Annotated in this window: 20 protein-coding genes; 13 read left to right on the top strand and 7 right to left on the bottom strand. The window is 70.8% G+C overall.

What is annotated here, in order from left to right:
• Positions 1 to 33 precede the first annotated feature (33 nt).
• From OG841_RS07735 to OG841_RS07720, 4 genes are all read left to right on the top strand, one after another.
• Positions 34 to 2,007, top strand: coding sequence for a Xaa-Pro dipeptidyl-peptidase (locus OG841_RS07735; RefSeq protein WP_371564163.1), 1,974 nt, complete (start codon positions 34 to 36; stop codon positions 2,005 to 2,007).
• A 183-nt stretch (positions 2,008 to 2,190) separates the two neighbouring features.
• On the top strand, positions 2,191 to 3,891 hold the full coding sequence (locus tag OG841_RS07730; protein ID WP_371564160.1) for a BCCT family transporter: 1,701 nt from the start codon (positions 2,191 to 2,193) through the stop codon (positions 3,889 to 3,891).
• 151 nt (positions 3,892 to 4,042) lie between these two features.
• Complete coding sequence (locus OG841_RS07725; protein ID WP_328642127.1) at positions 4,043 to 5,071, top strand: oxidoreductase; 1,029 nt, start codon at positions 4,043 to 4,045, stop codon at positions 5,069 to 5,071.
• Between the two features lie 48 nt (positions 5,072 to 5,119).
• The gene (locus tag OG841_RS07720; RefSeq protein ID WP_328642128.1) at positions 5,120 to 6,763 is read left to right on the top strand and encodes an ABC-F family ATP-binding cassette domain-containing protein; all 1,644 of its coding nucleotides are present in this window, start codon (positions 5,120 to 5,122) and stop codon (positions 6,761 to 6,763) included.
• Between the two features lie 58 nt (positions 6,764 to 6,821).
• Here OG841_RS07720 and OG841_RS07715 read toward each other — a convergent pair whose 3' ends face one another.
• The 3 genes from OG841_RS07715 to OG841_RS07705 form a co-directional block, all read right to left on the bottom strand.
• Entirely contained in the window at positions 6,822 to 9,191 is a 2,370-nt protein-coding gene (locus OG841_RS07715) for a Tex family protein (RefSeq protein ID WP_328642129.1), read from the bottom strand.
• Between the two features lie 94 nt (positions 9,192 to 9,285).
• Positions 9,286 to 9,417, bottom strand: a complete 132-nt coding sequence (locus tag OG841_RS07710) for an LPFR motif small protein (RefSeq protein WP_256122763.1) — start codon at positions 9,415 to 9,417, stop codon at positions 9,286 to 9,288.
• A gap of 101 nt (positions 9,418 to 9,518) precedes the next feature.
• On the bottom strand, positions 9,519 to 10,388 hold the full coding sequence (locus tag OG841_RS07705) for an SCO6745 family protein (RefSeq protein ID WP_328642130.1): 870 nt from the start codon (positions 10,386 to 10,388) through the stop codon (positions 9,519 to 9,521).
• Positions 10,389 to 10,501: 113 nt separating this feature from the next.
• On the opposite strand from OG841_RS07705, the gene OG841_RS07700 reads away from it, so the two are divergent.
• Positions 10,502 to 11,461 (top strand): GlxA family transcriptional regulator, encoded by a 960-nt coding sequence (locus OG841_RS07700; RefSeq protein ID WP_328642131.1) that lies wholly within the window; start codon positions 10,502 to 10,504, stop codon positions 11,459 to 11,461.
• 10 nt (positions 11,462 to 11,471) lie between these two features.
• A complete protein-coding gene (locus tag OG841_RS07695) occupies positions 11,472 to 12,122 on the top strand; it encodes a DJ-1/PfpI family protein (protein ID WP_328642132.1) in 651 nt (216 codons plus the stop codon).
• Here OG841_RS07695 and OG841_RS07690 read toward each other — a convergent pair.
• Positions 12,094 to 12,858 (bottom strand): enoyl-CoA hydratase/isomerase family protein, encoded by a 765-nt coding sequence (locus OG841_RS07690; protein ID WP_328642133.1) that lies wholly within the window; start codon positions 12,856 to 12,858, stop codon positions 12,094 to 12,096. The genes OG841_RS07695 and OG841_RS07690 overlap by 29 nt on opposite strands.
• Positions 12,859 to 12,927: 69 nt before the next feature.
• Here OG841_RS07690 and OG841_RS07685 point away from each other — a divergent pair, with 69 nt between their 5' ends.
• Together OG841_RS07685 and OG841_RS07680 are read left to right on the top strand one after the other, a co-directional pair.
• Positions 12,928 to 13,533 carry an HdeD family acid-resistance protein gene (locus OG841_RS07685; protein WP_328642134.1) on the top strand — a complete coding sequence of 202 codons (606 nt, stop codon included), beginning with the start codon at positions 12,928 to 12,930 and terminating at the stop codon, positions 13,531 to 13,533.
• Positions 13,534 to 13,658: 125 nt separating this feature from the next.
• Positions 13,659 to 14,168, top strand: coding sequence for an ATP-binding protein (locus OG841_RS07680; protein ID WP_371564155.1), 510 nt, complete (start codon positions 13,659 to 13,661; stop codon positions 14,166 to 14,168).
• Positions 14,169 to 14,174: 6 nt separating this feature from the next.
• Here the strand turns inward: OG841_RS07680 and idi are convergent, their stop codons facing one another.
• From idi to galE, 3 genes are all read right to left on the bottom strand, one after another.
• A complete protein-coding gene (gene idi / locus OG841_RS07675; RefSeq protein ID WP_371564153.1) occupies positions 14,175 to 14,768 on the bottom strand; it encodes an isopentenyl-diphosphate Delta-isomerase in 594 nt (197 codons plus the stop codon).
• 187 nt (positions 14,769 to 14,955) lie between these two features.
• Positions 14,956 to 15,891 (bottom strand): cation diffusion facilitator family transporter, encoded by a 936-nt coding sequence (locus tag OG841_RS07670; RefSeq protein WP_328642136.1) that lies wholly within the window; start codon positions 15,889 to 15,891, stop codon positions 14,956 to 14,958.
• A 144-nt stretch (positions 15,892 to 16,035) separates the two neighbouring features.
• Positions 16,036 to 17,004, bottom strand: coding sequence for a UDP-glucose 4-epimerase GalE (gene galE, locus OG841_RS07665; protein ID WP_328642137.1), 969 nt, complete (start codon positions 17,002 to 17,004; stop codon positions 16,036 to 16,038).
• Between the two features lie 277 nt (positions 17,005 to 17,281).
• Between galE and OG841_RS07660 the strand changes: the two genes are divergently transcribed.
• The 5 genes from OG841_RS07660 to OG841_RS07640 are packed head-to-tail and all read left to right on the top strand — an operon-like array spanning position 17,282 to position 22,505.
• Positions 17,282 to 19,069, top strand: coding sequence for a DUF5941 domain-containing protein (locus OG841_RS07660; RefSeq protein ID WP_365119098.1), 1,788 nt, complete (start codon positions 17,282 to 17,284; stop codon positions 19,067 to 19,069).
• Positions 19,066 to 19,818 carry a phosphocholine cytidylyltransferase family protein gene (locus OG841_RS07655; RefSeq protein ID WP_365119100.1) on the top strand — a complete coding sequence of 251 codons (753 nt, stop codon included), beginning with the start codon at positions 19,066 to 19,068 and terminating at the stop codon, positions 19,816 to 19,818. The genes OG841_RS07660 and OG841_RS07655 overlap by 4 nt, the downstream gene beginning before the upstream one ends.
• Positions 19,806 to 20,867: an iron-containing alcohol dehydrogenase family protein gene (locus OG841_RS07650; RefSeq protein ID WP_326661794.1), complete on the top strand. Its 1,062-nt coding sequence runs from the start codon at positions 19,806 to 19,808 to the stop codon at positions 20,865 to 20,867. Before OG841_RS07655 ends, OG841_RS07650 begins: the two co-directional genes overlap by 13 nt.
• Positions 20,845 to 21,624: a CDP-alcohol phosphatidyltransferase family protein gene (locus OG841_RS07645; protein WP_266556869.1), complete on the top strand. Its 780-nt coding sequence runs from the start codon at positions 20,845 to 20,847 to the stop codon at positions 21,622 to 21,624. The genes OG841_RS07650 and OG841_RS07645 overlap by 23 nt, the downstream gene beginning before the upstream one ends.
• Positions 21,625 to 21,632: 8 nt before the next feature.
• Positions 21,633 to 22,505 carry a glycosyltransferase family 2 protein gene (locus OG841_RS07640; RefSeq protein ID WP_371570604.1) on the top strand — a complete coding sequence of 291 codons (873 nt, stop codon included), beginning with the start codon at positions 21,633 to 21,635 and terminating at the stop codon, positions 22,503 to 22,505.
• Positions 22,506 to 22,531 lie beyond the last annotated feature (26 nt).

Below are 22,531 nucleotides of genomic sequence, written 5' to 3'. Positions count from 1 at the left end.
TTGCACGGGAGTTGACCGCTGTACCGTCCGCGCATGTCGAAACGCACGCGCTTCATGATCTGGAGACCGCTCGCGACAGCCGCCGCGGCCACCGCCGCCCTGCTGGCGACCTTCCTCGCGCCCGCGACCGCACAGGCACAGGAGCGGACGGCCCCGCGAGAGAGCCAACCGGTCTACTCGTACGGCAACGCCGTCCGCGAGGCCGTCTGGGTGGACACCCGGCTCGACGGCGACGGTGACGGAAAGACCGACCGCGTCGCCGTCGACATCGTCCGGCCCCGCGAACCCGCCCAGCAGGGCCGCAAGGTCCCGGTCATCATGGACGCCAGCCCCTACTACTCCTGCTGCGGACGCGGCAACGAGAGTCAGCTGAAGACGTACGATGCCCAGGGCAACGTCGTCCAGATGCCGCTGTTCTACGACAACTACTTCGTGCCCCGCGGCTACGCCTTCGTCGGGGTCGACCTCGCCGGTACCAACCGCTCCGACGGCTGTGTGGACGTCGGTGGCCGCTCCGACATCCAGTCCGCCAAGGCGGTGGTCGACTGGCTGAACGGCCGAGCCACCGCCTACACCAGCCGCACGGGCACAGCGAAGGCCAAGGCCACCTGGACCAACGGCAAGACCGGCATGATCGGCAAGAGCTGGGACGGCACCATCGCCAACGGCGTCGCCGCCACCGGGGTCAAGGGCCTGAAGACCATCGTCCCGATCAGCGCCATCTCCACCTGGTACGACTACTTCTTCTCCCAGGGCGCCCCGCTCTACGACTCCGGCCCCGACTGGCTCTCCGACTACGTCGACAGCCCCGACGCCCGCGCCAAGTGCGCCGCCGTCCAGCAGAAGCTCGTCGACCAGGCGCCCCGCACCGGAGACCGGACCCCGCTCTGGACCGAGCGCGACTACGTGAAGGACGCCCGCAAGGTCAAGGCCAGCGTCTTCGCGATCCATGGCATGCAGGACCTCAACGTCCGCCTCCAGCACCTCGGTCCGTGGTGGGACGCCCTCGCGAAGAACGGCGTCGAGCGCAAGATCTGGCTCTCCCAGACCGGCCACGTCGACCCCTTCGACTTCCGCCGCGCGCAATGGGTCGACACCCTGCACCGCTGGTTCGACCACGAACTCCTCGGCTACGCCAACGGCATCGACCGTGAACCCATGGCCGACATCGAGCGCCACCCCGATCAGTGGGTCACCTCGAAGACCTGGCCCCCGCGCGGCACGGCCACCACGACCCTGCGCCCCGCGAAGGGGTACCGGCCCGGCGTCGGCACCCTCGGTCTGAGCAAGGCCAAGGGCACCGAGACCTTCACCGACGACCCCGCGCTGAGCGAGACCGACTGGGCCGCCCGGATCGACACGTCCACCCCCGACAAGGCGGGCTTCACCACCGGAACCCTCACCAAGGACCTCCGCCTGTCCGGCTCCTCCAAGGTCACCGTGACAGCGAGCCCGACCACCACCACGGCCCACCTCTCCGCCGTACTCGTGGACCTCGGCCCCGACACCATCCGCGACTACGCGGCCGCGGGCGAAGGCATCGCCACCCTCACCCACCGCACCTGCTGGGGTGTCGGCACGTCGGGTGACAGCGCCTGCTTCAAGGAGACGCAGGCGAAGACCAGCGCCGTCGACTACACGGTCGTCAGCCGCGGCTGGGCCGACCTCGGCCATTACGCCGACCCCGGAAAGGGCGTCCCGCTCACCCCGGGCACGGCGTACACCATCACCCTGGACCTCGGCGCCACGGACCACGTCGTCCCGGCGGGCCACCGCCTCGCCCTGATCGTCGCGGGCACCGACAAGGACCTCATCGACCCGCCGTCCACCAAGCCCACCCTCACGATCGACCTGTCCCGCACGTCGGCCCGCGTCCCGCTGGTCGGCGGCGCCGCCGCCTTCGCCCATGCCACGAAGGGCGCCGAGACCGCCGTACCCGAGGCGGCGGGGGCCCTTGACGGAGTCCGGGCCCCGCACACCGCCCACCGCGTCCCGGAGGGAGGATGACGATCCGCGTCGGCTCACCGACGCCCAGTACCTGGAGGTGAAGGACGAACTCGCCCTAGGACGCCGACTGTGAGGTGGTAGGGGGCGCGTTCGTCGAGGAGTCTGATCTGTGGCACCTGTGGTAGGTCCTGGGGAACTGTGTGAAAACCGGCGTATCCGCCGCCCCAGGGGAAGGTGCCGCAGATGACGGAAGAGCTGAAGAAGAGAGGTGGCCGGGAAGACCCCGCGGGGACTCTCGGCCACCAGACCGACCGGGTGGTGTTCGGAGTCACCGCCGCCATCACCCTGGCCTTCGTGATCTGGGGCTGGGCGGCGACGGACTCGCTGGAGGACGTCTCCACCTCCATGCTCAACGGGCTGATCCACAACGGCGGCTGGGCCTTCATGCTGGCCGCCTCGTGTTTCGTGGTGTTCGCCCTGTGGCTCGCGATGAGCCGCTACGGCCGTATCCACCTGGGCGCCGAGGGCGAGGAACCCGAGTTCAAGACCGTGTCCTGGGTCGCGATGATGTTCAGCGCCGGCATGGGCATCGGCCTGATGTTCTACGGCGTCAGCGAGCCGCTCTCGCACTACACGACCCCGCCGCCGGGCACGAACCCCGCCAACTCCGGTGAACGCATGGAGACGGCGATGGCCACCACCCTCTTCCACTGGACCCTGCACCCCTGGGCGATCTACGCGGTGGTCGGACTCGGCATCGCCTACAGCACCTTCCGCAAGCGCAGGCGCCAGACCATCAGCGCCGTCTTCACCCCGCTCATCGGGGAGAGGCACGCGAACGGCGGTGTGGGCCGGGTGATCGACATCCTCGCGATCATCGCCACCGTCTTCGGCTCCGCGGCCTCTCTCGGTCTCGGCGCCCTCCAGATCGGCTCCGGCTTCCAGGAACTGGACTGGATGGACGACGTCAGCACCGGTCTGCTCGTCACGATCATCGCCGTGCTGACCCTGGCCTTCGTGCTCTCGGCCGTCTCCGGCATCGAGCGGGGCATCCAGTGGCTGTCCAACACCAACATGGTGCTCGCCCTGATCCTCGCGGTCTTCGTGTTCATCGCCGGACCCACGATCATCGTGCTCGACCTGCTGCCCACCTCGGTCTTCTCCTACCTCGGCGACCTGCCCCAGCTCGCCGGACGCACCGAGGCCAGCGGTGGCAAGGGCGTCGCGGACTGGCTCGGCAGCTGGACCGTCTTCTACTGGGCCTGGTGGATCTCCTGGACGCCCTTCGTCGGCATGTTCATCGCCCGTATCAGCCGCGGCCGCACCATCCGGCAGTTCGTCGGCGGTGTCATCCTCGTGCCCAGCACGGTCAGCCTGGTCTGGTTCGCGATCTTCGGCGGTACGGCCATGAAGCTGAAGGAGGGCGGCGCGCTCGGCGGCGAGTCGACTCCGGAGGGCCAACTCTTCGGCGTGCTCCAGGAGTTCCCCATCGCCACCGCCACCAGTCTGCTGGTGATGATCCTGGTCGGCATCTTCTTCGTCTCGGGAGCGGACGCCGCGTCCATCGTGATGGGCACGCTCTCCCAGCGGGGCGCCCTCGAACCCGGCCGATTCGTGGTGGTGTTCTGGGGTGTGGTCACCGGAGCGGTCGCCGCCATCATGCTGCTCGTCGGCAGCGGCCAGGGCGACGCGCTCACCGGCCTGCAGAACCTCACGATCCTCGCCGCCGCGCCCTTCGTGCTCGTGATGATCGGCATGTGTGTCGCCCTCATGCGCGACCTGCGCCGGGACCCGTTGATCGTGCGCGGTGAGATGGGCTCCGAGGCCGTCGAGCTCGCCGTGATCGAGGGCCACAGGAAGTACGACGGCGACTTCGGGATCCAGATCGGTCCGGGCCCCGGCACGGAGACGGAGGGCGACCCGCTGGGCCACGACCACAGCTGAGTACGGCACATGTGCGGGAGGAGGTCGCCCTCGCTCCGACCGGTCCTCCTTCGCCCATGCGTACGCCGTTCACGCCGGGCCGCGCCGCCCGGCGTGAGCGGAATGACGCATGCCGTGCTCAGACCGGCCCAAAGCCGGGAATACTCACACCATGTCTGCCGCCTACGCGACCTTCGGTCTGGCACCGGCGATGCGTGCCGGTGGAGTCCTCGCCAACGGTGACTTCCAGATACACCGGGACTTCGTGGACTTCCTCGTCGACGGCCGCCCGCTCCTCTTCCAGCTCTCCGACCTCGACGCCGTCTCCCCACTCGCCTCCGACGTCCCACCCGCGATCTTCACCGCCCAGGTCCGCAGCTTCCTGGGCGAGACGGACGCCCCGCTTCCGAGCGGTCGTCACGTCATCTACGGCTGCCCCGAGTGCGAGGACCTCGCCTGCGGAGCCGTCACCGCGGTCATCGAGCGGGACGGCGACGACTTCATCTGGCGGGACTTCGCCTGGCAGACCGAGGAAGCCGTGGACCTCCAGCTCAACGGCTACCACGGCATCGGGCCGTTCCGCTTCCAGGGCGCCGAGTACCGCGCGGCGCTCGACTCCCTGCTCCGAGGCGGCGCCGAGCCGGAGGGTGCCCGCCGCCGCGTCCTGCTCATCGGCGCCCGCGTCGCCGTCCTCGCCAAACTGGCCGCCGCCCTGCGCACCATCGGCATCGGCGCCGACATCACCCGTGAGGTGGGCGCCGTCCACGCCGACGAACTGCGCGGTTACGGCGCGGTCGCCTTCGGCCGCGCGGTCACCGAGGAGGAACGTACCGCCGTGCGCGCCTCCTTCGAACGTGCGGCCGTCGACGTGACCTACGTCGACGGCCTCGCCCCGATCGTCCCGCTGCTCGTGGCCCAGATAGAGCACGCCCTGGACCGCAGCCCCGTCGAACGGCGCCGGCTGACCCGGCTGGTCGCCGCCGACGGCGAGGCGGCCGTCGAGGTCACCTCACCGTGCCGCGTGCGCCTGACGGCGTACCGCCTCGACCGGCTGTACCGCACCCAGGCCCACGAGGTCTTCGACGGCGTCCTGGAAGCGGGCCGGCACCGTATCGCGCTGGACGCCAAGGCGGTGAAGGGGGAATCGTTCGTGGTGGCGCGGACCTCGGGAAGTGTCCTGGTGGAGGCGATGGCCCGCTGAGAAGCGAAGCGTCGGGCGGCCGCCGCGGCCATTAGGATCGACGGTCTGATGACTGCCACCCTCGTCGCCAAGAACCTCGCCGCCGGCCACGGCGACCGTTCCCTGTTCAGCGGGCTCGACCTCGTCGTCGCGCCCGGAGATGTCATCGGCCTGGTCGGGGCCAACGGCGCGGGCAAGTCCACGCTGCTCAGGATGCTCGCGGGCCTGCTCGCGCCGGAGGAGGGGGAGCTCAGGCTCTCCCCGCCGACGGCGTCCGTGGGGCACCTCCCGCAGGAGCCCGAGCGGCGCCCGGGCGAGACCGTGCGGGAGTTCCTCGCCCGCCGTACCGGAGTCGCCGAGGCCCAGCGGGTGATGGACGAGGCGACCCAGGCCCTGGTCGACGGGGAGCCGGGAGCGGACGACGCGTACGCCACCGGCCTGGAGCGCTGGCTGGACCTCGGCGGCGCCGACCTCGACGAACGCGCCGAGGAGGTCGCCGGTTCCCTGGGCCTCGCGGTCGACCTGGACCTGCCGATGACGTCCCTGTCGGGCGGCCAGGCGGCGCGAGCAGGCCTCGCCTCCCTCCTGCTCTCCCGCTACGACGTCTTCCTCCTCGACGAGCCGACCAACGACCTCGACCTGGACGGCCTGGAGCGCCTCGAGCGGTTCGTGAAGGGCCTGCGCGCCGGCACGGTGGTGGTCAGCCACGACCGCGAGTTCCTCACCCGCACCGTCACCAAGGTCCTCGAACTCGACCTGGCCCAGCAGCAGATCACCCTCTACGGCGGCGGCTACGAGGCCTACCTGGAGGAACGGGACGTGGCCCGTCGGCACGCCCGCGACGACTACGAGGAGTACGCCGACAAGCGGGCCGCTCTCCAGGACCGGGCGCAGATGCAGCGCTCCTGGATGGACAAGGGCGTGAAGAACGCGCGCCGCAAGGCGAACAACGACAACGACAAGATCGGCCGTAAGTTCCGCAGCGAGGCCAGCGAGAAGCAGGCCGCGAAGGCCCGCCAGACCCAGCGGATGATCGAACGCCTGGACGTCGTCGACGAGCCGCGCAAGGAATGGGACCTGCGGATGGAGATCGCGTCGGCCCCCCGCTCGGGCGCGGTCGTCGCGACGCTGCGGGACGCCGAGGTCCGCCACGGCGACTTCGTCCTCGGCCCGGTGTCCCTCCAGATCGACTGGGCGGACCGAGTGGCGGTCACCGGCGCGAACGGCGCCGGCAAGTCCACGTTGCTCGGCGCCCTGCTCGGCCGGGTGCCGCTGACCGACGGACAGTCCTCCCTGGGCTCCGGCGTCCTGATCGGCGAGGTCGACCAGGCCCGCAAGCTCTTCCACGGCGAGGAGGCCCTGCTGGACGCCTTCTGCGCGGCGGTCCCCGACACGGAACCGGCGGAGGTCCGCACCCTCCTGGCCAAGTTCGGCCTGAAGGCCGACCACGTCCTGCGCTCGGCGGCGACGCTGTCGCCGGGTGAGCGGACCAGAGCGGCGCTGGCGTTGCTGCAAGGTCGAGGAGTGAACCTGCTGGTCCTGGACGAGCCCACCAACCACCTCGACCTACCGGCGATCGAACAGCTGGAGTCCGCCCTCGACGTCTACGAAGGCACGCTGCTATTGGTCACACACGACCGCAGAATGCTGGACGCGGTGAGGGTGAACCGTCGCCTGGAGGTCTCATCGGGCAAGGTGACTGAAGCGCCCTGAAGGGGCGCGGGGGGAACTGCGCGACCAGCCACAACCGGCCGGCAGTTCCCCACAACCGCTACCGCCCCTTTTTCTTGGATTCGAGCAGCCCCGCCTTGCGCAAGGCGTCAGCCATCGCACTGTTGGCCGGAGCGGGCGCGGCCTGCCGCTGCTGCTGCCGCTGCTGAGGCGGCCGTCCACCCCGCTGCGGCTGACGCCGTTCCCCACCGGACGGCTTCGCCTGCGCCTCGTCGTCCAGCCGCAGTGTCAGGGAGATCCGCTTCCGCGGAATGTCGACCTCGAGCACCTTCACCTTGACGATGTCACCGGGCTTCACCACATCCCGGGGATCCTTGACGAACGTCTTCGACAGCGCGGAAACATGCGCCAGACCGTCCTGGTGGACACCGACGTCGATGAACGCCCCGAACGCCGCCACATTCGTCACGACACCCTCCAGCACCATCCCGGAGACGAGGTCGGAGATCTTCTCGACGCCGTCCTTGAAGGTCGCCGTCTTGAAGGCGGGCCGAGGGTCACGCCCCGGCTTCTCCAGCTCCTTGAGGATGTCGGTCACGGTCGGCAGACCGAACGTCTCGTCCACGTAGTCCTGCGGCCGCAGCGAGCGCAGCACACCCGTGTTGCCGATGAGGGAACCGACCTCCTGCCCGGCGGTCTTCACCATGCGCCGCACCACCGGGTACGCCTCGGGGTGCACGCTGGAGGAGTCCAGCGGGTCCTCGCCGCCACGGATCCGCAGGAAGCCCGCGCACTGCTCGTACGCCTTGGGACCCAGCCGGGCCACCTTCTTCAGCTCGGTGCGCGCCTTGAAGGGACCGTTGGCGTCCCGGTGCGACACGATGTTCTCGGCGAGTCCGGAGGTGATCCCGGAGACCCGGGCGAGCAGCGGGGCGGACGCGGTGTTCACGTCGACCCCCACGCCGTTCACACAGTCCTCCACCACAGCGTCCAGCGAACGCGACAGCTTCACCTCGGACAGGTCGTGCTGGTACTGGCCGACGCCGATCGACTTCGGGTCGATCTTCACCAGCTCGGCCAGCGGGTCCTGGAGCCGGCGCGCGATGGAGACCGCGCCGCGCAGCGACACGTCCATGTCGGGCAGCTCCTGCGAGGCGAACGCGGAGGCCGAGTACACGGAGGCGCCCGCCTCGGACACCATCACCTTGGTGAGCTTCAGCTCGGGGTGCTTGGTGATGAGTTCACCGGCGAGCTTGTCGGTCTCGCGGGACGCCGTGCCGTTGCCGATCGCGATCAGGTCGACCGCGTGCTCCTTGGCGAGGCGGGCCAGCTTGGCGATCGCCTCGTCCCACTTGTTGGCCGGGACGTGCGGGTAGATGACGTCGGTGGCGACCACCTTGCCGGTCGCGTCGACCACGGCGACCTTCACACCCGTACGGAATCCGGGGTCCAGGCCGAGCGTCGCGCGCGTGCCGGCCGGGGCCGCGAGCAGCAGGTCGCGGAGGTTGGCCGCGAACACGTTGACCGCCTCGTCCTCGGCGGCCGTACGCAGCCGCAGCCTGAGGTCGATGCCGAGGTGCACGAGGATCCGGGTCCGCCAGGCCCAGCGGACCGTGTCCGTCAGCCACTTGTCGCCGGGACGGCCGCGGTCGGCGATCCCGAACCTGTGGGCCACGATCCCCTCGTAGGACGAAGGCCCCTCCGCGGCCTCCTCCGGCTCCAGGACGAGATCGAGGACCTCCTCCTTCTCGCCGCGCAGCATCGCCAGGATCCGGTGCGAGGGCAGGTTCGTGAAGGGTTCGGCGAAGTCGAAGTAGTCGGCGAACTTGGCGCCCGCCTCCTCCTTGCCGTCGCGCACCTTGGCGGCCAGACGGCCGCGCACCCACATGCGCTCGCGGAGCTCGCCGATCAGGTCGGCGTCCTCCGAGAAGCGCTCGGTCAGGATCGCCCGGGCACCGTCGAGCGCGGCCTGCGCGTCGGGCACGCCCTTGTCGGCGTCCACGAACGCGGCGGCCGCGGCGAGCGGAGCGACGCCCGGGTCCCCGAGCAGGCCCTCGGCGAGCGGCTCGAGGCCGGCCTCGCGCGCGATCTGCGCCTTGGTACGGCGCTTCGGCTTGAACGGCAGATAGATGTCCTCGAGGCGCGCCTTGGTCTCCGCGCCCCGGATCCGCGCCTCCAGCTCCTCGGTGAGCTTTCCCTGCTCACGCACCGAGTCGAGGATCGCGGTCCGCCGCTCCTCCAGCTCCCGCAGATACCGCAACCGCTCCTCGAGCGTGCGCAGCTGCGCGTCGTCGAGCATCTCGGTCGCTTCCTTGCGGTAGCGGGCGATGAAGGGAACCGTGGAACCGCCGTCGAGCAGTTCCACGGCAGCCTTGACCTGCCGCTCCCGTACGCCGAGTTCCTCGGCGATCCTGCTTTCGATCGAAATCGACCCTGCGTTGATGGACCCGCTGGACCCGGGTGTCGTCACGATCCCGTACCGCCTTCTCACTGAGGTTGCGCGGCAATTGTGGCAGGCGGCACCGACAGTCGGGGCTCAGGGCGCGGTCATCCGGCCGTGGTCATCAGGCCCTGCGGCTCCTCGTGGAGCTGGACGCACCGCCGAAGAGCCGGGCCACCGCCCGGAACGGCAGCGTCACCACGGTGGCGATGGCGCCACCGATCTGGCGCAGTACGTCTGCGATCGCGCGGAACATGTGCATCCCCTTTCCTCTCCCGGCCACCACGACCGGGAGAAGAACGGGTACCTCCGTGACGGCCCGGCAATCTTCGATGCGCGGACTTGGGCCGTCGTGGCTCAGCGCTTGCCGATCAGGTCCGCGGGATAGGCCCCCGCGGCCATCGCGGTACGCGCGAACCCGATCGCGAGCTCCGTCAGCCGCCGCACGTCCTCGGCTCCGAGGTGCTCGTACGGGGCCCGGTCCAGCCGGTCGGTCTCGGCCTCGATCTCGTCCCGCAGGGCGACACCCCGCTCCGTCAGCTCGCCGTCGGCGTCCAGCAGCCCGCGCTCCCGGAGCCGTCCCACGGCCGCGTCCCACTCCTGCCGGGTCCATCCGCGCGTGGTGAACACCCAGGACGGCGTCATGCCCCTGCCCGTCGCGGTGTGGGTCACCAGGGCTTCCAGGCCGTCGAGCCCCGCGGACATCAGGGCAGCGAGATGCCCGTCGCCCCGGTGTTCGCGCAGCAGGGTCGCGGCGTGCCAGAACGCCAGGTGGGGCTCTTGGGGCACCGGCAGGTCGGCGTGCGCGGAGTACAGCGGGCGGGCGGCGCGCGAGCAGGCCTCGGTGGCGCGGAGAGCGAGCCGCGCGGCCTCGGCCATCTCGTCGGATGCCACGGCCTGCTCACCCAGCAGGCGGCGCAGTGTCGCGTCGACGGCACGCGTGCGTGCCGCGAGGACCTGTTCGGGCGCGGCGGTCCGCCACACCGCGGGCACGTGCTCCGCCACCAGCTCGTGCTTGTAGTTGTAGAACGCGGCCGTCACCGCCCCCGGGCCGACCGGCCCCAGGGCCGCGGCCCGCACCGCGAAGTTGACGGCCCTCGGGTGCGTGACACCGATCGCGGCCAGCTCCCTGCCCAGGTCGGGAGAGAAGTAGTGCGCGGCATGCAGGGAGTTGAGCGGGTTGTGACAGCGGCGGCCGGCGCGCGGTTCCAGGACGGCAGTAGTCATGGCGTGCAGGTTACCGACCGCTTGGTATCCCCTCTACGGGGGAGCTCCCGATGGCAGAAAAGGTGGGGAACTCGTCATTGCCGCCATCGTCGGCGCCCCCAAGAATCGGAGGCATGGCCCAGCGAACCGTTCTCTTCGTCCTCTTCGACGGCATGCAGAGCCTCGACGTCACCGGCCCGCTGGAGGTCTTCGCCGGGGCCGAGCAGCACACGCCGGGCACCTACCGCCTCCGTACCGCCTCTCTGGACGGCGCTCCCGTACGCACCTCCAGCGGCCTGACCGTCGTACCGGACGAAACCCTCGCGCGGGCCGAGGCCCCGCACACCCTCCTGGTGCCCGGCGGCCAGGGCACCCGGCGTCCCGATGTGCGCCTCACCGACTGGCTGCGCGAGCACGGCCCCCGGGCCGAGCGGCTGGTCTCGGTGTGCACCGGCGCCATCCGGCTCGCCGAGGCGGGGCTCCTGGACGGGCGCCGCGTCACGACGCACTGGGCGTACAGCGACAAGCTCGCCCGCGACCACCCGGCCGTGGAGGTGGACCCCGACCCGATCTATGTGCGCGACGGGCAGGTGTCGACGTCCGCCGGCGTCACCTCGGGCATCGACCTCGCGCTCGCCCTGGTCGAGGAGGACCTGGGCCGGGACACCGCCCTCGCCATCGCCCGCCACCTGGTGGTCTTCCTGCGCAGGCCGGGCAACCAGGCCCAGTTCAGCGCCCAGCTCGCCGCCCAGACCGCCCGGCGCGAGCCGCTGCGCGAGGTTCAGCACTGGATCACCGAGCACCCCGCCGGCGACTTGAGCGTCGAGACTCTCGCCGCTCGGGCCCGTCTCTCGCCCCGCCACTTCGCCCGCGCCTTCCAGACCGAGACCGGCATGACGCCGGGCCGTTACGTCGACCGGGTCCGGCTGGAACACGCCCGCCGTCTCCTGGAGGACACCTCCGACGGCATCGAGGAGATCTCCCGCGCCTGCGGCTACGGCACCCCCGAGGGGATGCGCCGCGCCTTCGTCAAAGCCCTCGGCACGGCCCCGTCCGAGTACCGCCGCCGCTTTCACCCGACCCCGGCCCACTGAAAGGAGTCCCGTGCAGATCGCCATCGTGCTCTACGACCGGTTCACCGCCCTGGACGCCGTAGGACCGTACGAGACCCTCGGCCGTCTCCCCGACTCCGAGGTCGTCTTCGTCGCCGAGGAGACCGGCCCCGTGCGCACCGACAGCGGGCACCTCGCGCTGATCGCCGACAGGACCCTGGGCGAGGTGCCGAACCCCGATGTGGTGGTCGTCCCGGGCGGCCCGGGGCAGACCCCGCAGATGACGAACGAGGCGCTCCTCGACTGGATCCGCGTCGCCGACACCACCAGCACCTGGACGACGTCCGTGTGCACCGGCTCCCTGCTGCTCGCGGCCGCGGGCCGCCTCGAAGGGCGTCGTGCGACCTCGCACTGGCTGGCGCTCGACGAACTGAGGAAGTTCGGGGTCGAGCCGACGGGGGAGCGGGTCGTGACGGACGGCAAGTACGTCACCGCGGCCGGGGTGTCCTCCGGCATCGACATGGGGCTCGCCCTGCTCGGCCGGATCTCCGGCGACTTCGTGGCCCAGGCCGTGCAACTGGGCATCGAGTACGACCCGCAGCCGCCCTACGACGCCGGAGCCCCGCAGAAGGCGCCCGCGGACGTCGTCGAGCTGATCCGGTCGAGGAGCCGGTTCATCCTCGGCCAGGCACCGACCACGTGAACCGCGGCTGACGGCGCTCGAGGAACGCGGCGACCCCCTCCGCGGTGTCGCCGCTGCCCCGCGCCTGCCCGGTCCAGTACGCGTCCCGGTCCGTGCGGCCGTTCGCGAACTCCTTCGCCGCCGCCTGCGTCAGCTGTGAGCGGGACGCCAGGATCCGGGTGAACTCACCGACCCGTTTGGCTAGTTCACCCTCGGGCAGCACCTCGTCGACCAGGCCCGTGCGCAGCGCGCGCTCCGCGTCGATCAACTCGCCGGAGAACAGCAGGTACTTGGCGGCGGCCGGGCCGACCAGCGACACCAACCGCCGGGTGGAGGAAGCCGGATACACGATCCCGAGCTTCGCCGGGGTCACCCCGAACAGCGAGCCCTCCTCGGCGAACCGCAGATCGCAGGCCGCCGCGAGCTGCGACCCGCCGCCCACACAGTGCCCCCGGATCGCCGCCAGCGTCGGCTTCGGGAACGCGGCGAGGGCCTCTTCGGCGTGCACCGCGAGCCCCTGCGCCTCCTCGGGCGACCGGCGCAGCGTGGAGATGTCGGCGCCCGCGCAGAACGTTCCGCCCTCCCCGGTCAGCACGAGCGCCCGTACCCCCGGATCGGCGGCCAGCGTGTCCAGCAGCGGCGGCAGCGACCGCCACATCGAGGCCGTCATGGCATTGCGCTTGGCCGGATGGTGGACTACGACGGTAGCGACCGAGTCGGTGACGGTGTGCAGCAGCTGCGGCTCCGAGAGCTCCATAGCGTCGGATGCTAGTCGTATGCCCCGACCGCACGATCAAGAAGGGGCCGCGGCGCGAGGAGGCCCCGCATGGCGGTGAACAAGGCGGAGAACCCCGAGACGGCCAGGCTGAGCCGCGATTTCGGCTGGCTCGCGGCGCTCGGTGTGATCCTGGTGCTCGCCGGACTCGTCGGGCTGATCTACACCGGTGTGGCCACGCTCACCTCGATGATCCTGTTCGGCTGGCTCCTGCTGATCGGCGGCGTCGTGGGACTGCTGCACGCGGTCCAGGCCCGGGGCTCCAACTTCTTCTGGCTCGGTGTCGTGGTCGCCGCCCTGAACATCGCGGCCGGCGTCGTCGTCATCGTGCGCCCGGAGGCCGCGGCCGCGGCCCTGACCATGTTCGCCGCGCTGCTCTTCCTGACCGGCGGGGTGTTCCGGCTGGCCGGCAGCCTGGTGGTGCGCGGACCGCAGTTCGGCTGGACCCTCGTGCAGGGCGCCTTCGGTCTGCTGCTGGGCATCCTGGTACTGGCCTCCTGGCCGAGCAGCAGCAAATACGTGATCGGCTGCTTCTTCTCGCTCGGCCTGCTCTTCGACGGTCTCGGCCTCATCGCCACCGGCTTCGGTGGCCGCAAGATCGTCGGAATGGTCACGGAGCAGCATGAAGCGGCCGCCAAACCGACACGTCTCGAATAGTTCTGCGCGGAGTCGGTCAGGGGCATTCGATATCCGCTGACTTCTGTTCAGACATCCGGGGGGAGTGACGCGCTGCCAACACTCGACATGTGGTGACAATCGAGCGCAAGGGTGGCGACCGAAGAATGGACGACCATGGGCGCGGGTCCGGCCCTCGCCCACCGGACAGCGGAGAAGACCCCCTCGACCCGGGCACACCGGATCCGCTGCCGTACGAGGGTGTGTGGCGGTTCACCGCACCCGCTGTCGACGCGTCGGTCCCGCAGGCGCGACACGCCGTGCGGGACCTGCTGTACCGCCAGGGAGTGCCCGTCTCGGACGACCTGGTCCAGGGCCTCCTGCTGATCGTGTCCGAACTCGTCACGAACGCCGTCCGGCACGCGGCCCTGCTCTCGCCGATGCTCGGCGTCGAGGTGGCCGTGGGCGCGGAGTGGGTGCGGGTGTCCGTGGAGGACAACCACCCCTACCGGCCGACCGCTCTGGAGGCCGCCCACAGCGAGACCGGGGGCCGGGGGCTGCTGCTGGTCCGTGAGGTCACCCGGGAGGCGGGCGGGGTATGCGACGTCGAGCACACGTCCAGCGGCGGCAAGGTGATCTGGGCCGCCCTGCCGCTCAAGTCCCTGCGCGTGTCCTGAGGGCGGTCACCAGCCGGCCGCGGTGCCCGTCAGCTCCCTGACCGCGGGGCGGGCCGCGTCCAGCACCGTCATGAACCAGGACGAGAAGGCATCCTTCGCGTGCCGCTCCGCCAGCTCGTCCGGCGTCACGAACGCCGTCGCGCCGACCTCCTCCGGGTCCGGGCCGAGCGGGGTCTGCACCATGCCGACGAAGAGGTGGTTGTACTCCTGCTCGACCAGGCCCGAGTCGGGGTCCGGGTGGTTGTAGCGGACCGTGCCCGCCTCGGCGAGCAGCGACGGAGAGACGCCCAGCTCCTCGTACGTCCGCCGGGCCGCCGCCGCGAAGGGCGCCTCGCCCGGGTAGGGGTGGCCGCAGCAGGTGTTGGACCACACACCGGGGGAGTGGTACTTGCCCAGGGCGCGCTGTTGGAGGAGCAGCCGGCCCCGCTCGTCGAAGAGGAACACCGAGAAGGCGCGGTGCAGCTGCCCCGGCGGCTGGTGGGCGGCGAGCTTCTCCGCGGTGCCGATCGTCACACCGTGCTCGTCGACCAGTTCCAGCAGGATCGCGTTCGCGGCGCCGTTCGACGGAGTGTGCGTCGTGGTGGCAGGTGTGGTCGGCATACCCATCCTTCACATCGGTCTTCGCGCCCCAAGTGTGCCGCACGGAATCGGCACTCCCGGCAGTTGATCGTGCCCGGCGCGGCGGGCGGGGAACCGCTCGGGGCGGTGCTGTGGGGTGGAGGACGCAAAGGTGCGCCGGATCGCTGCATTCCGTCAGAACGGGCGTTTCATGCACCGTACACGTGTGTCAGTGGCACAGCCGTGCCTCGTGTTCCGCGTGCCCGCTCGGCTCCAGCTGGAAGGTGCAGTGCTCCACGTCGAAGTGGTCGCCGAGGCAGTTCTGGAGTTCGTGCAGCATCTTCTCGTGGCCGATCGCGCTGAGGACGTCGGAGCGCACGACGACGTGCGCGGAGAGGACCGGCATGCCCGAGGTGATGGTCCAGGCGTGCAGGTCGTGGACGTCCTCCACGCCGTCCAGGGCCAGGATGTGCGTGCGCACCTCCGTCATGTCGACGTCCTTGGGGGCCGACTCCAGCAGGACGTCGAGGGTCTCGCGCAGCAGCTTGACCGTGCGCGGCACGATCATCAGGCCGATGACGAGGGACGCGATCGGGTCGGCGGCCTGCCAGCCCGTGGTGAGGATCACCACGGCCGAGACGATCACCGCGAGCGAGCCCAGCGCGTCCGCCGCGACCTCCAGAAACGCCCCGCGCACGTTCAGGCTCTCCTTCTGGCCGCGCATCAGCAGCGTCAGCGAGATCATGTTCGCGACCAGACCGATGGCGCCGAACACGATGGTCAGCCCGCCCTCGGTGTCGGCCGGCGTGACGAACCGCTGGATCGCCTCGTACAGGACGTAGCCGCCGACGCCGAGCAGCAGCAGACAGTTCGCGAGGGCGGCGAGGATCTCGGCGCGGGCGTACCCGAAGGTGCGGTTGCCGGTCGCCGGGAGGTTCGCGAAGTGGATCGCCAGGAGGGCCATGCCCAGGCCCAGCGCGTCCGTCGCCATGTGCGCCGCGTCGGCGACCAGGGCGAGGGAGTCCGCGAGGAAGCCGCCGACGATCTCGACCACCATGACGGTGAGGGTGATCGACAGCGCCACCCGCAATCTGCCCACGTACGCAGCGGTCGCCGTACCGCGGGCCGGCGCATGCGAGTGCCCGTGATCGTGCCCTGCCCCCATGGAAGCCGCCTCCTACGCGTTTGGCCCGGAACAGCCCGTCCGGGATCACAGTGAACTACGGGTAGGGGGTATCCGGCAACGCGGCACTGAACACCGTTGTCATATGCCCTGACCTGCGGAAACGAATTGCAGGTCAGGGCACCCTCAGCGGTGGTGCAGCAGCCAGCCCCGCCAGGCGGAGTCGATCATCTCGCGCACCCCTCGCCGCGCGCTCCAGCCGAGCGTCTCGGCGGCCCGGGCGGCCGAGGCCACCGACACGGGAGCGTCTCCCGGACGCCGGGGCTCCACGACGGCCGGTCGTCGGTCTCCGGTCACCTCGCCGATCACCGTGACCATCTCGCGTACGGAGACGCCCTCGCCGCGACCGATGTTGACCGTGAGGTCACCGCGCTGTCCGCCTTCGGACAGCCGCCGGGCCGCCGCGAGATGCGCCTCGGCCAGGTCGGACACATGGATGTAGTCACGGACGCAGGTGCCGTCCGGCGTCGGGTAGTCGTCACCGAAGATCCGCGGGGCCTCGCCGCGCGTGAGCCGGTCGAAGACCATCGGGACGATGTTGAAGACGCCGGTGTCCGCGAGTTCCGGCGTCGCGGCCCCGGCGACGTTGAAGTAGCGCAGACAGACGGTGGAGATCCCGTGTGCCTGCCCGGCCGCCCGCACCAGCCACTCCCCGGCGAGTTTCGTCTCGCCGTACGGGTTCACGGGGGCGCACGGCGTCTCCTCCGTGATCAGTTCCACATCGGGGTTGCCGTAGACGGCCGCCGACGAGGAGAACAGGAAGCGCTCGACACCGGCTTCCGCGACCGCCTCCAGGAGGGTCGCGAGGCCGCCGAGGTTCTCCTGGTAGTAGCGGGTCGGCTGTGCCACCGACTCCGCGACCTGCTTGCGCGCCGCGAGATGCACCACACCCGTCACCGCGTGGTCGGCCAGCACCCGCTTGAGCAGGCCGCCGTCGAGCGAGGAGCCCCGCACCAGCGGCACCTCGGCGGGAAGCCGCGCGGGCACGCCCGCCGAGAGGTCGTCCAGGACGAGCACCCGCTCCCCGGCCCCCGTCATGGCCCGCGCCACATGCGCCCCTATGTACCCGGCACCGCCGGTGATCAGCCACGTCATGGTCGCCCACCCTATGCCGACGCTCCGGGCTCCCCGCGATGTCCTGGATGTCCGCTCTGTGGGGCGCGGTTTGTGAGCGGGGGCCCGGATCACCGATGATGATCGCGGCAAAGGCCGGGGGAGGCGGCGTTGATCGGCCCGTTAACGGGCGGTGAACGCGGTCTTCTTGGCATCCGATAGCCTCTGCCGACATGCCGCCCGCCTGGTGCAGCCAAGGGGCGCCCCCATCGTGCACATGACCGGCGCCCGCGCGTCGGCACCCAGGGAGTGAGTTCGGTTGTCGACCGCCATCCTCACCGGTCAGCCGGTCCCCGGATCGTCGATCGAGGGTGATCTGCGGTCTCTCGGCTTCGACGTGCGGGTCGCCGTGGACGCCGCCGACGCCGAGCGGCTGGTCGCCGAGGTACCTTGCGAGCAGCGGGTCGCCCTCGTCGACGCCCGCTTCGTCGGCCACGCGCACGCCCTGCGGCTCGGCCTCACCGACCCCCGCTTCCGGCTCGCCGCCGTGCCCGGTGCCCTCACCGCGCAGCCCGAAGGCCGCGCGACGCTCACCCGGGCGCTGGCCCGCGAGAACTCCGCGGGCGGCGGCACGGTGCTGGCGGTGGACAGCCTCCCCGACCGCATCGTCACCGCGCTGGCCGACGACGCCGCCGAGGTGTACCGCCCCGACCTCGGCAGCCTGGTCGCCGCCGTCCCCGCCGACCCGCAGGCCCGCAACGAGGCACGGCAGGCCGTCGCGGACGTCGACGACGAGGCCGTACGCCTGAAGTCGGCCGTGAAGTCCCGGGACGGCTTCTTCACCACCCACTTCATCAGCCCCTACTCCCGCTACCTCGCACGCTGGTGCGCCCGCCGGGGCCTGACCCCGAACCAGGTCACCACCGCCTCGCTGATCACCGCGCTCATAGCGGCGGCCTGCGCGGCCACCGGTACCCGCGGCGGGTTCATCGCCGCCGGCGTCCTGCTCATCGCGTCCTTCGTCCTGGACTGCACCGACGGCCAGCTCGCCCGCTACTCCCTCCAGTACTCCACGCTCGGCGCCTGGCTCGACGCCACCTTCGACCGGGCCAAGGAATACGCCTACTACGCGGGCCTCGCCCTCGGGGCGGCCCGCGGGGGCGACGATGTGTGGGCCTTGGCGCTGGGCGCGATGATCCTGCAGACCTGCCGGCACGTCGTCGACTTCTCGTTCAACGAGGCCAACCATGACGCGACCGCCAACACCAGCCCCACGGCGGCCCTTTCGGACAAGCTCGACAGCGTCGGCTGGACGGTGTGGGTACGGCGGATGATCGTCCTGCCGATCGGTGAGCGCTGGGCGATGATCGCGGTCCTGACGGCGGCCACCACGCCTCGTATCACCTTCTACGCCCTTCTCATCGGGTGCGCCTTCGCGGCGACCTACACGACGGCGGGCCGGGTCCTGCGGTCGCTGACCCGCAAGGCGCAGCGCACGGACCGGGCGGCGCAGGCGCTGGTGGACCTCGCGGACAACGGGCCGGCGGCCGGACTACTGGCAAGGGTCGCGCACGTACCTCTCGGAGGCCCGCTCGTGGCAGCGGTGGGCGGCATCGTGGTCCTGGCCGTGGCCCTGTTCTCGGGCGTGACCTGGGCGCCCGTCGCCGGTGCGTTCGTCTACGCCGTCGCCGCCGGTCAAACCCTGTACCGCCCCCTCAAGGGCGCCCTCGACTGGCTCGTCCCCCCGCTCTTCCGCGCCGCCGAATACGGCACCGTGCTGATCCTCGCGGCCGCAGCGGACGTGAACGGAGCTCTCCCTGCGGCTTTCGGCCTGGTGGCCGCCGTCGCCTACCATCACTACGACACGGTGTACCGCATCCGCGGCAACGCCGGAGCGCCCCCGGCCTGGCTGGTGCGCGCCATCGGGGGGCACGAGGGACGGACGCTGCTCGTCACCGTCCTGGCCGCGCTGCTCACCGCTTCGCAGTTCACGGTCGCGCTCACGGTCCTGGCCGTGGCGGTGGCCCTGCTGGTGCTCGTCGAGAGCATCCGCTTCTGGGTGTCCGCAGGGGCGCCCGCCGTACACGATGAAGGAGAACCCGCATGATCGGCCTTGTGCTGGCGGCCGGCGCCGGACGCCGTCTGCGCCCCTACACCGACAGCCTTCCCAAGGCTCTGGTGCCGGTGGGCCCCGCGGGCATAGAGGGCGAACCCACGGTTCTGGACCTGACCCTCGGCAACTTCGCCGAGATCGGTCTGACCGAGGTCGCGGTCATCGTCGGCTACCGCAAGGAGGCCGTGTACGAGCGCAAGGCGGCGCTGGAGGCGAAGTACGGCCTCCAGCTCACCCTCATCGACAACGACAAGGCCGAGGAGTGGAACAACGCCTACTCCCTGTGGTGCGGCCGTGACGCCCTCAAGGACGGCGTGATCCTCGCCAACGGCGACACCGTGCACCCGGTCTCCGTCGAGAAGACGCTGCTCGCTGCCCGCGGCGAGGGCAAGCGGATCATCCTCGCTCTCGACACCGTGAAGTCCCTCGCCGACGAGGAGATGAAGGTCGTCGTCGACGCCGAGAAGGGCATGACGAAGATCACCAAGCTGATGGACCCGGCCGAGGCCACCGGCGAGTACATCGGTGTCACCCTCATCGAGGGCGCCGCCGCCCCGGAACTGGCCGACGCCCTGAAGACGGTCTGGGAGACCGACCCGCAGCAGTTCTACGAGCACGGCTACCAGGAGCTTGTGCACCGCGGCTTCCGCATCGACGTCGCGCCGATCGGTGACGTCCAGTGGGTGGAGATCGACAACCACGACGATCTCGCCCGCGGACGGGAGATCGCGTGCCGCTACTGACAAGACTGATTCCCTCGCCGGTCGTCGTGGACATCCGCCCCGGTGCCCTCGACGACCTGGCAGGTGTGCTCGCCGACGAGCGGATCTCGCACTCGGGCAAGCTGGCCGTCGCCGTCAGCAACGGCTCCGGCGCCAAGCTGAAGGAGCGGATTGCTCCCGCCCTGCCCGGCGCCACCTGGTACGAGGTCGGCGGCGGCACCCTCGACGACGCGATCCGGCTGGCCGGCGAGATGAAGGCCGGCCACTACGACGCGGTCGTCGGACTCGGCGGCGGCAAGATCATCGACTGCGCCAAGTTCGCCGCGGCGCGCATCGGCCTGCCCCTGGTCGCCGTACCGACCAATCTCGCGCACGACGGCCTGTGCTCGCCCGTCGCGACCCTCGACAACGACGCGGGCCGCGGCTCGTACGGCGTGCCCAACCCGATAGCGGCCGTCATCGACCTCGACGTCATCCGCGAGGCCCCGGTGCGCTTCGTGCGCGCCGGCATCGGCGACGCGGTCTCCAACATCAACGCGATCGCCGACTGGGAGCTGGCGAACCGCGTCAAGGGCGAGAAGATCGACGGACTGGCGGCCGCCATGGCCCGCCAGGCCGGCGAGGCCGTGCTCCGGCACCCGGGAGGTGTCGGCGACAACAACTTCCTCCAGGTGCTCGCCGAGGCCCTCGTCCTCACCGGCGTCGCGATGTCGATCTCGGGCGACTCACGGCCCGCGTCCGGCTCCTGCCACGAGATCAACCACGCGTTCGACCTGCTCTACCCCAAGCGCGCCGCCGCCCACGGCGAGCAGTGCGGCCTGGGCGCGGCCTTCGCGATGTACCTGCGCGGAGCCCACGAGGAATCGGCGTACATGGCCCAGGTACTGCGCCGGCACGGACTGCCCGTCCTGCCGGAGGAGATCGGCTTCACGCCCGCGGAGTTCGTCCGCGCCGTGGAGTTCGCCCCGCAGACCCGCCCCGGCCGCTACACCATCCTCGAACACCTCGACCTCAAGACCGACCAGATCAAGGACATCTACACCGACTATGTCAAGGCCATCGGTAGCTGAACTCCGTCCGGTCGTCCACCCCGCAGGGGTCAAGGACCGGCGCAGCGGTGAGCACTGGATGGGACGCCTCTACATGCGTGAGGTGTCCCTGCGGGTGGACCGCTACCTGGTGAACACCAAGGTCACGCCCAACCAGCTCACGTACCTGATGACCGTCTTCGGTGTCCTCGCGGCCCCGGCGCTCCTGGTGCCGGGGATCCCGGGAGCCGTGCTCGGCGTGGTGTGCGTCCAGATGTACCTGCTCCTCGACTGCGTCGACGGCGAGATCGCGCGCTGGAAGAAGCAGTACTCGCTCAACGGCGTGTACCTCGACCGGGTCGGCGCCTACCTGACCGACGCCGCCGTGCTCGTCGGCTTCGGTCTGCGCGCCGCCGACGTGTTCGGCAGCGGCCGTATCGACTGGCTGTGGGCCTTCCTCGGCACCCTGGCCGCCCTCGGCGCCATCCTGATCAAGGCCGAGACCGACCTGGTCGGCGTCGCGCGCCACCAGGGCGGACTGCCCCCGGTCAAGGAGGCGGCCGCGGAGATGCGCTCCTCCGGCATGGCACTGGCCCGCCGGGCCGCCGCCGCGTTCAAGTTCCACCGGCTGATCCTCGGCATCGAGGCCTCCCTGCTGATCCTGGTCCTCGCGATAGCGGACCAGCTGCGCGACGACCTGTTCTTCTCGCGGCTCGGCGTCGCGGTGCTCGCGGGTATCGCCCTGCTCCAGACCCTGCTGCACCTCGTGTCGATCCTCGCCTCCAGCAGGCTGAAGTGAGCACCGGCATGAAGGTGGGCGCGGTCATCATCACCATGGGCAACCGCCCCGAGGAGCTGCGCGCCCTGCTCGACTCGGTCGCCAAGCAGGACGGCGACCCGGTCCAGGTGGTCGTCGTCGGCAACGGCTCGCCCGTCCCGGACGTCCCCGACGGCGTCCGCACGATCGAACTGCCGGAGAACCTCGGCATCCCCGGCGGCCGCAACGTCGGCATCGAGGCCTTCGGTCCCAGCGGCCGCGACGTCGACATCTTGCTCTTCCTCGACGACGACGGTCTCCTCCCGAACCACGACACCGCCGAACTGTGCCGCCAGGCCTTCGAGGCCGACCCGAGGCTCGGCATCGTCAGCTTCCGCATCGCCGACCCCGACACCGGGGTCACCCAGCGGCGGCACGTCCCACGGCTGCGGGCCGCCGACCCGATGCGCTCCTCCCGGGTCACCACCTTCCTCGGCGGCGCCAACGCCGTACGCACCCAGGTCTTCGCCGAAGTCGGCGGCCTCCCGGACGAGTTCTTCTACGCCCACGAGGAAACCGACCTCGCATGGCGGGCCCTCGATGCGGGCTGGATGATCGACTACCGGTCCGACATGGTGCTGTACCACCCCACGACCGCGCCCTCCCGGCACGCGGTCTACCACCGCATGGTCGCCCGCAACAGGGTCTGGCTCGCCCGCCGCAACCTGCCCGCGCCCCTGGTCCCGGTCTATCTCGGCGTCTGGCTGCTCCTCACCCTGCTGCGCCGCCCCTCGCGGCCCGCCCTGAAGGCCTGGTTCGGCGGCTTCCGGGAGGGCTGGAGCACGCCGTGCGGACCGCGCAGGCCGATGAAGTGGCGTACCGTCTGGCGCCTGACCCGACTGGGCCGGCCCCCGGTCATCTGACAAGCTCGTTCCTGAGAGCGACCGGG

It is taken from the genome of Streptomyces canus, from assembly GCF_041435015.1.
GTDB lineage: Bacteria > Actinomycetota > Actinomycetes > Streptomycetales > Streptomycetaceae > Streptomyces > Streptomyces canus_G.
The sequence above is the reverse complement of the archived record's forward strand: the minus strand, read 5'-3'. Positions and strand labels throughout refer to the sequence as shown.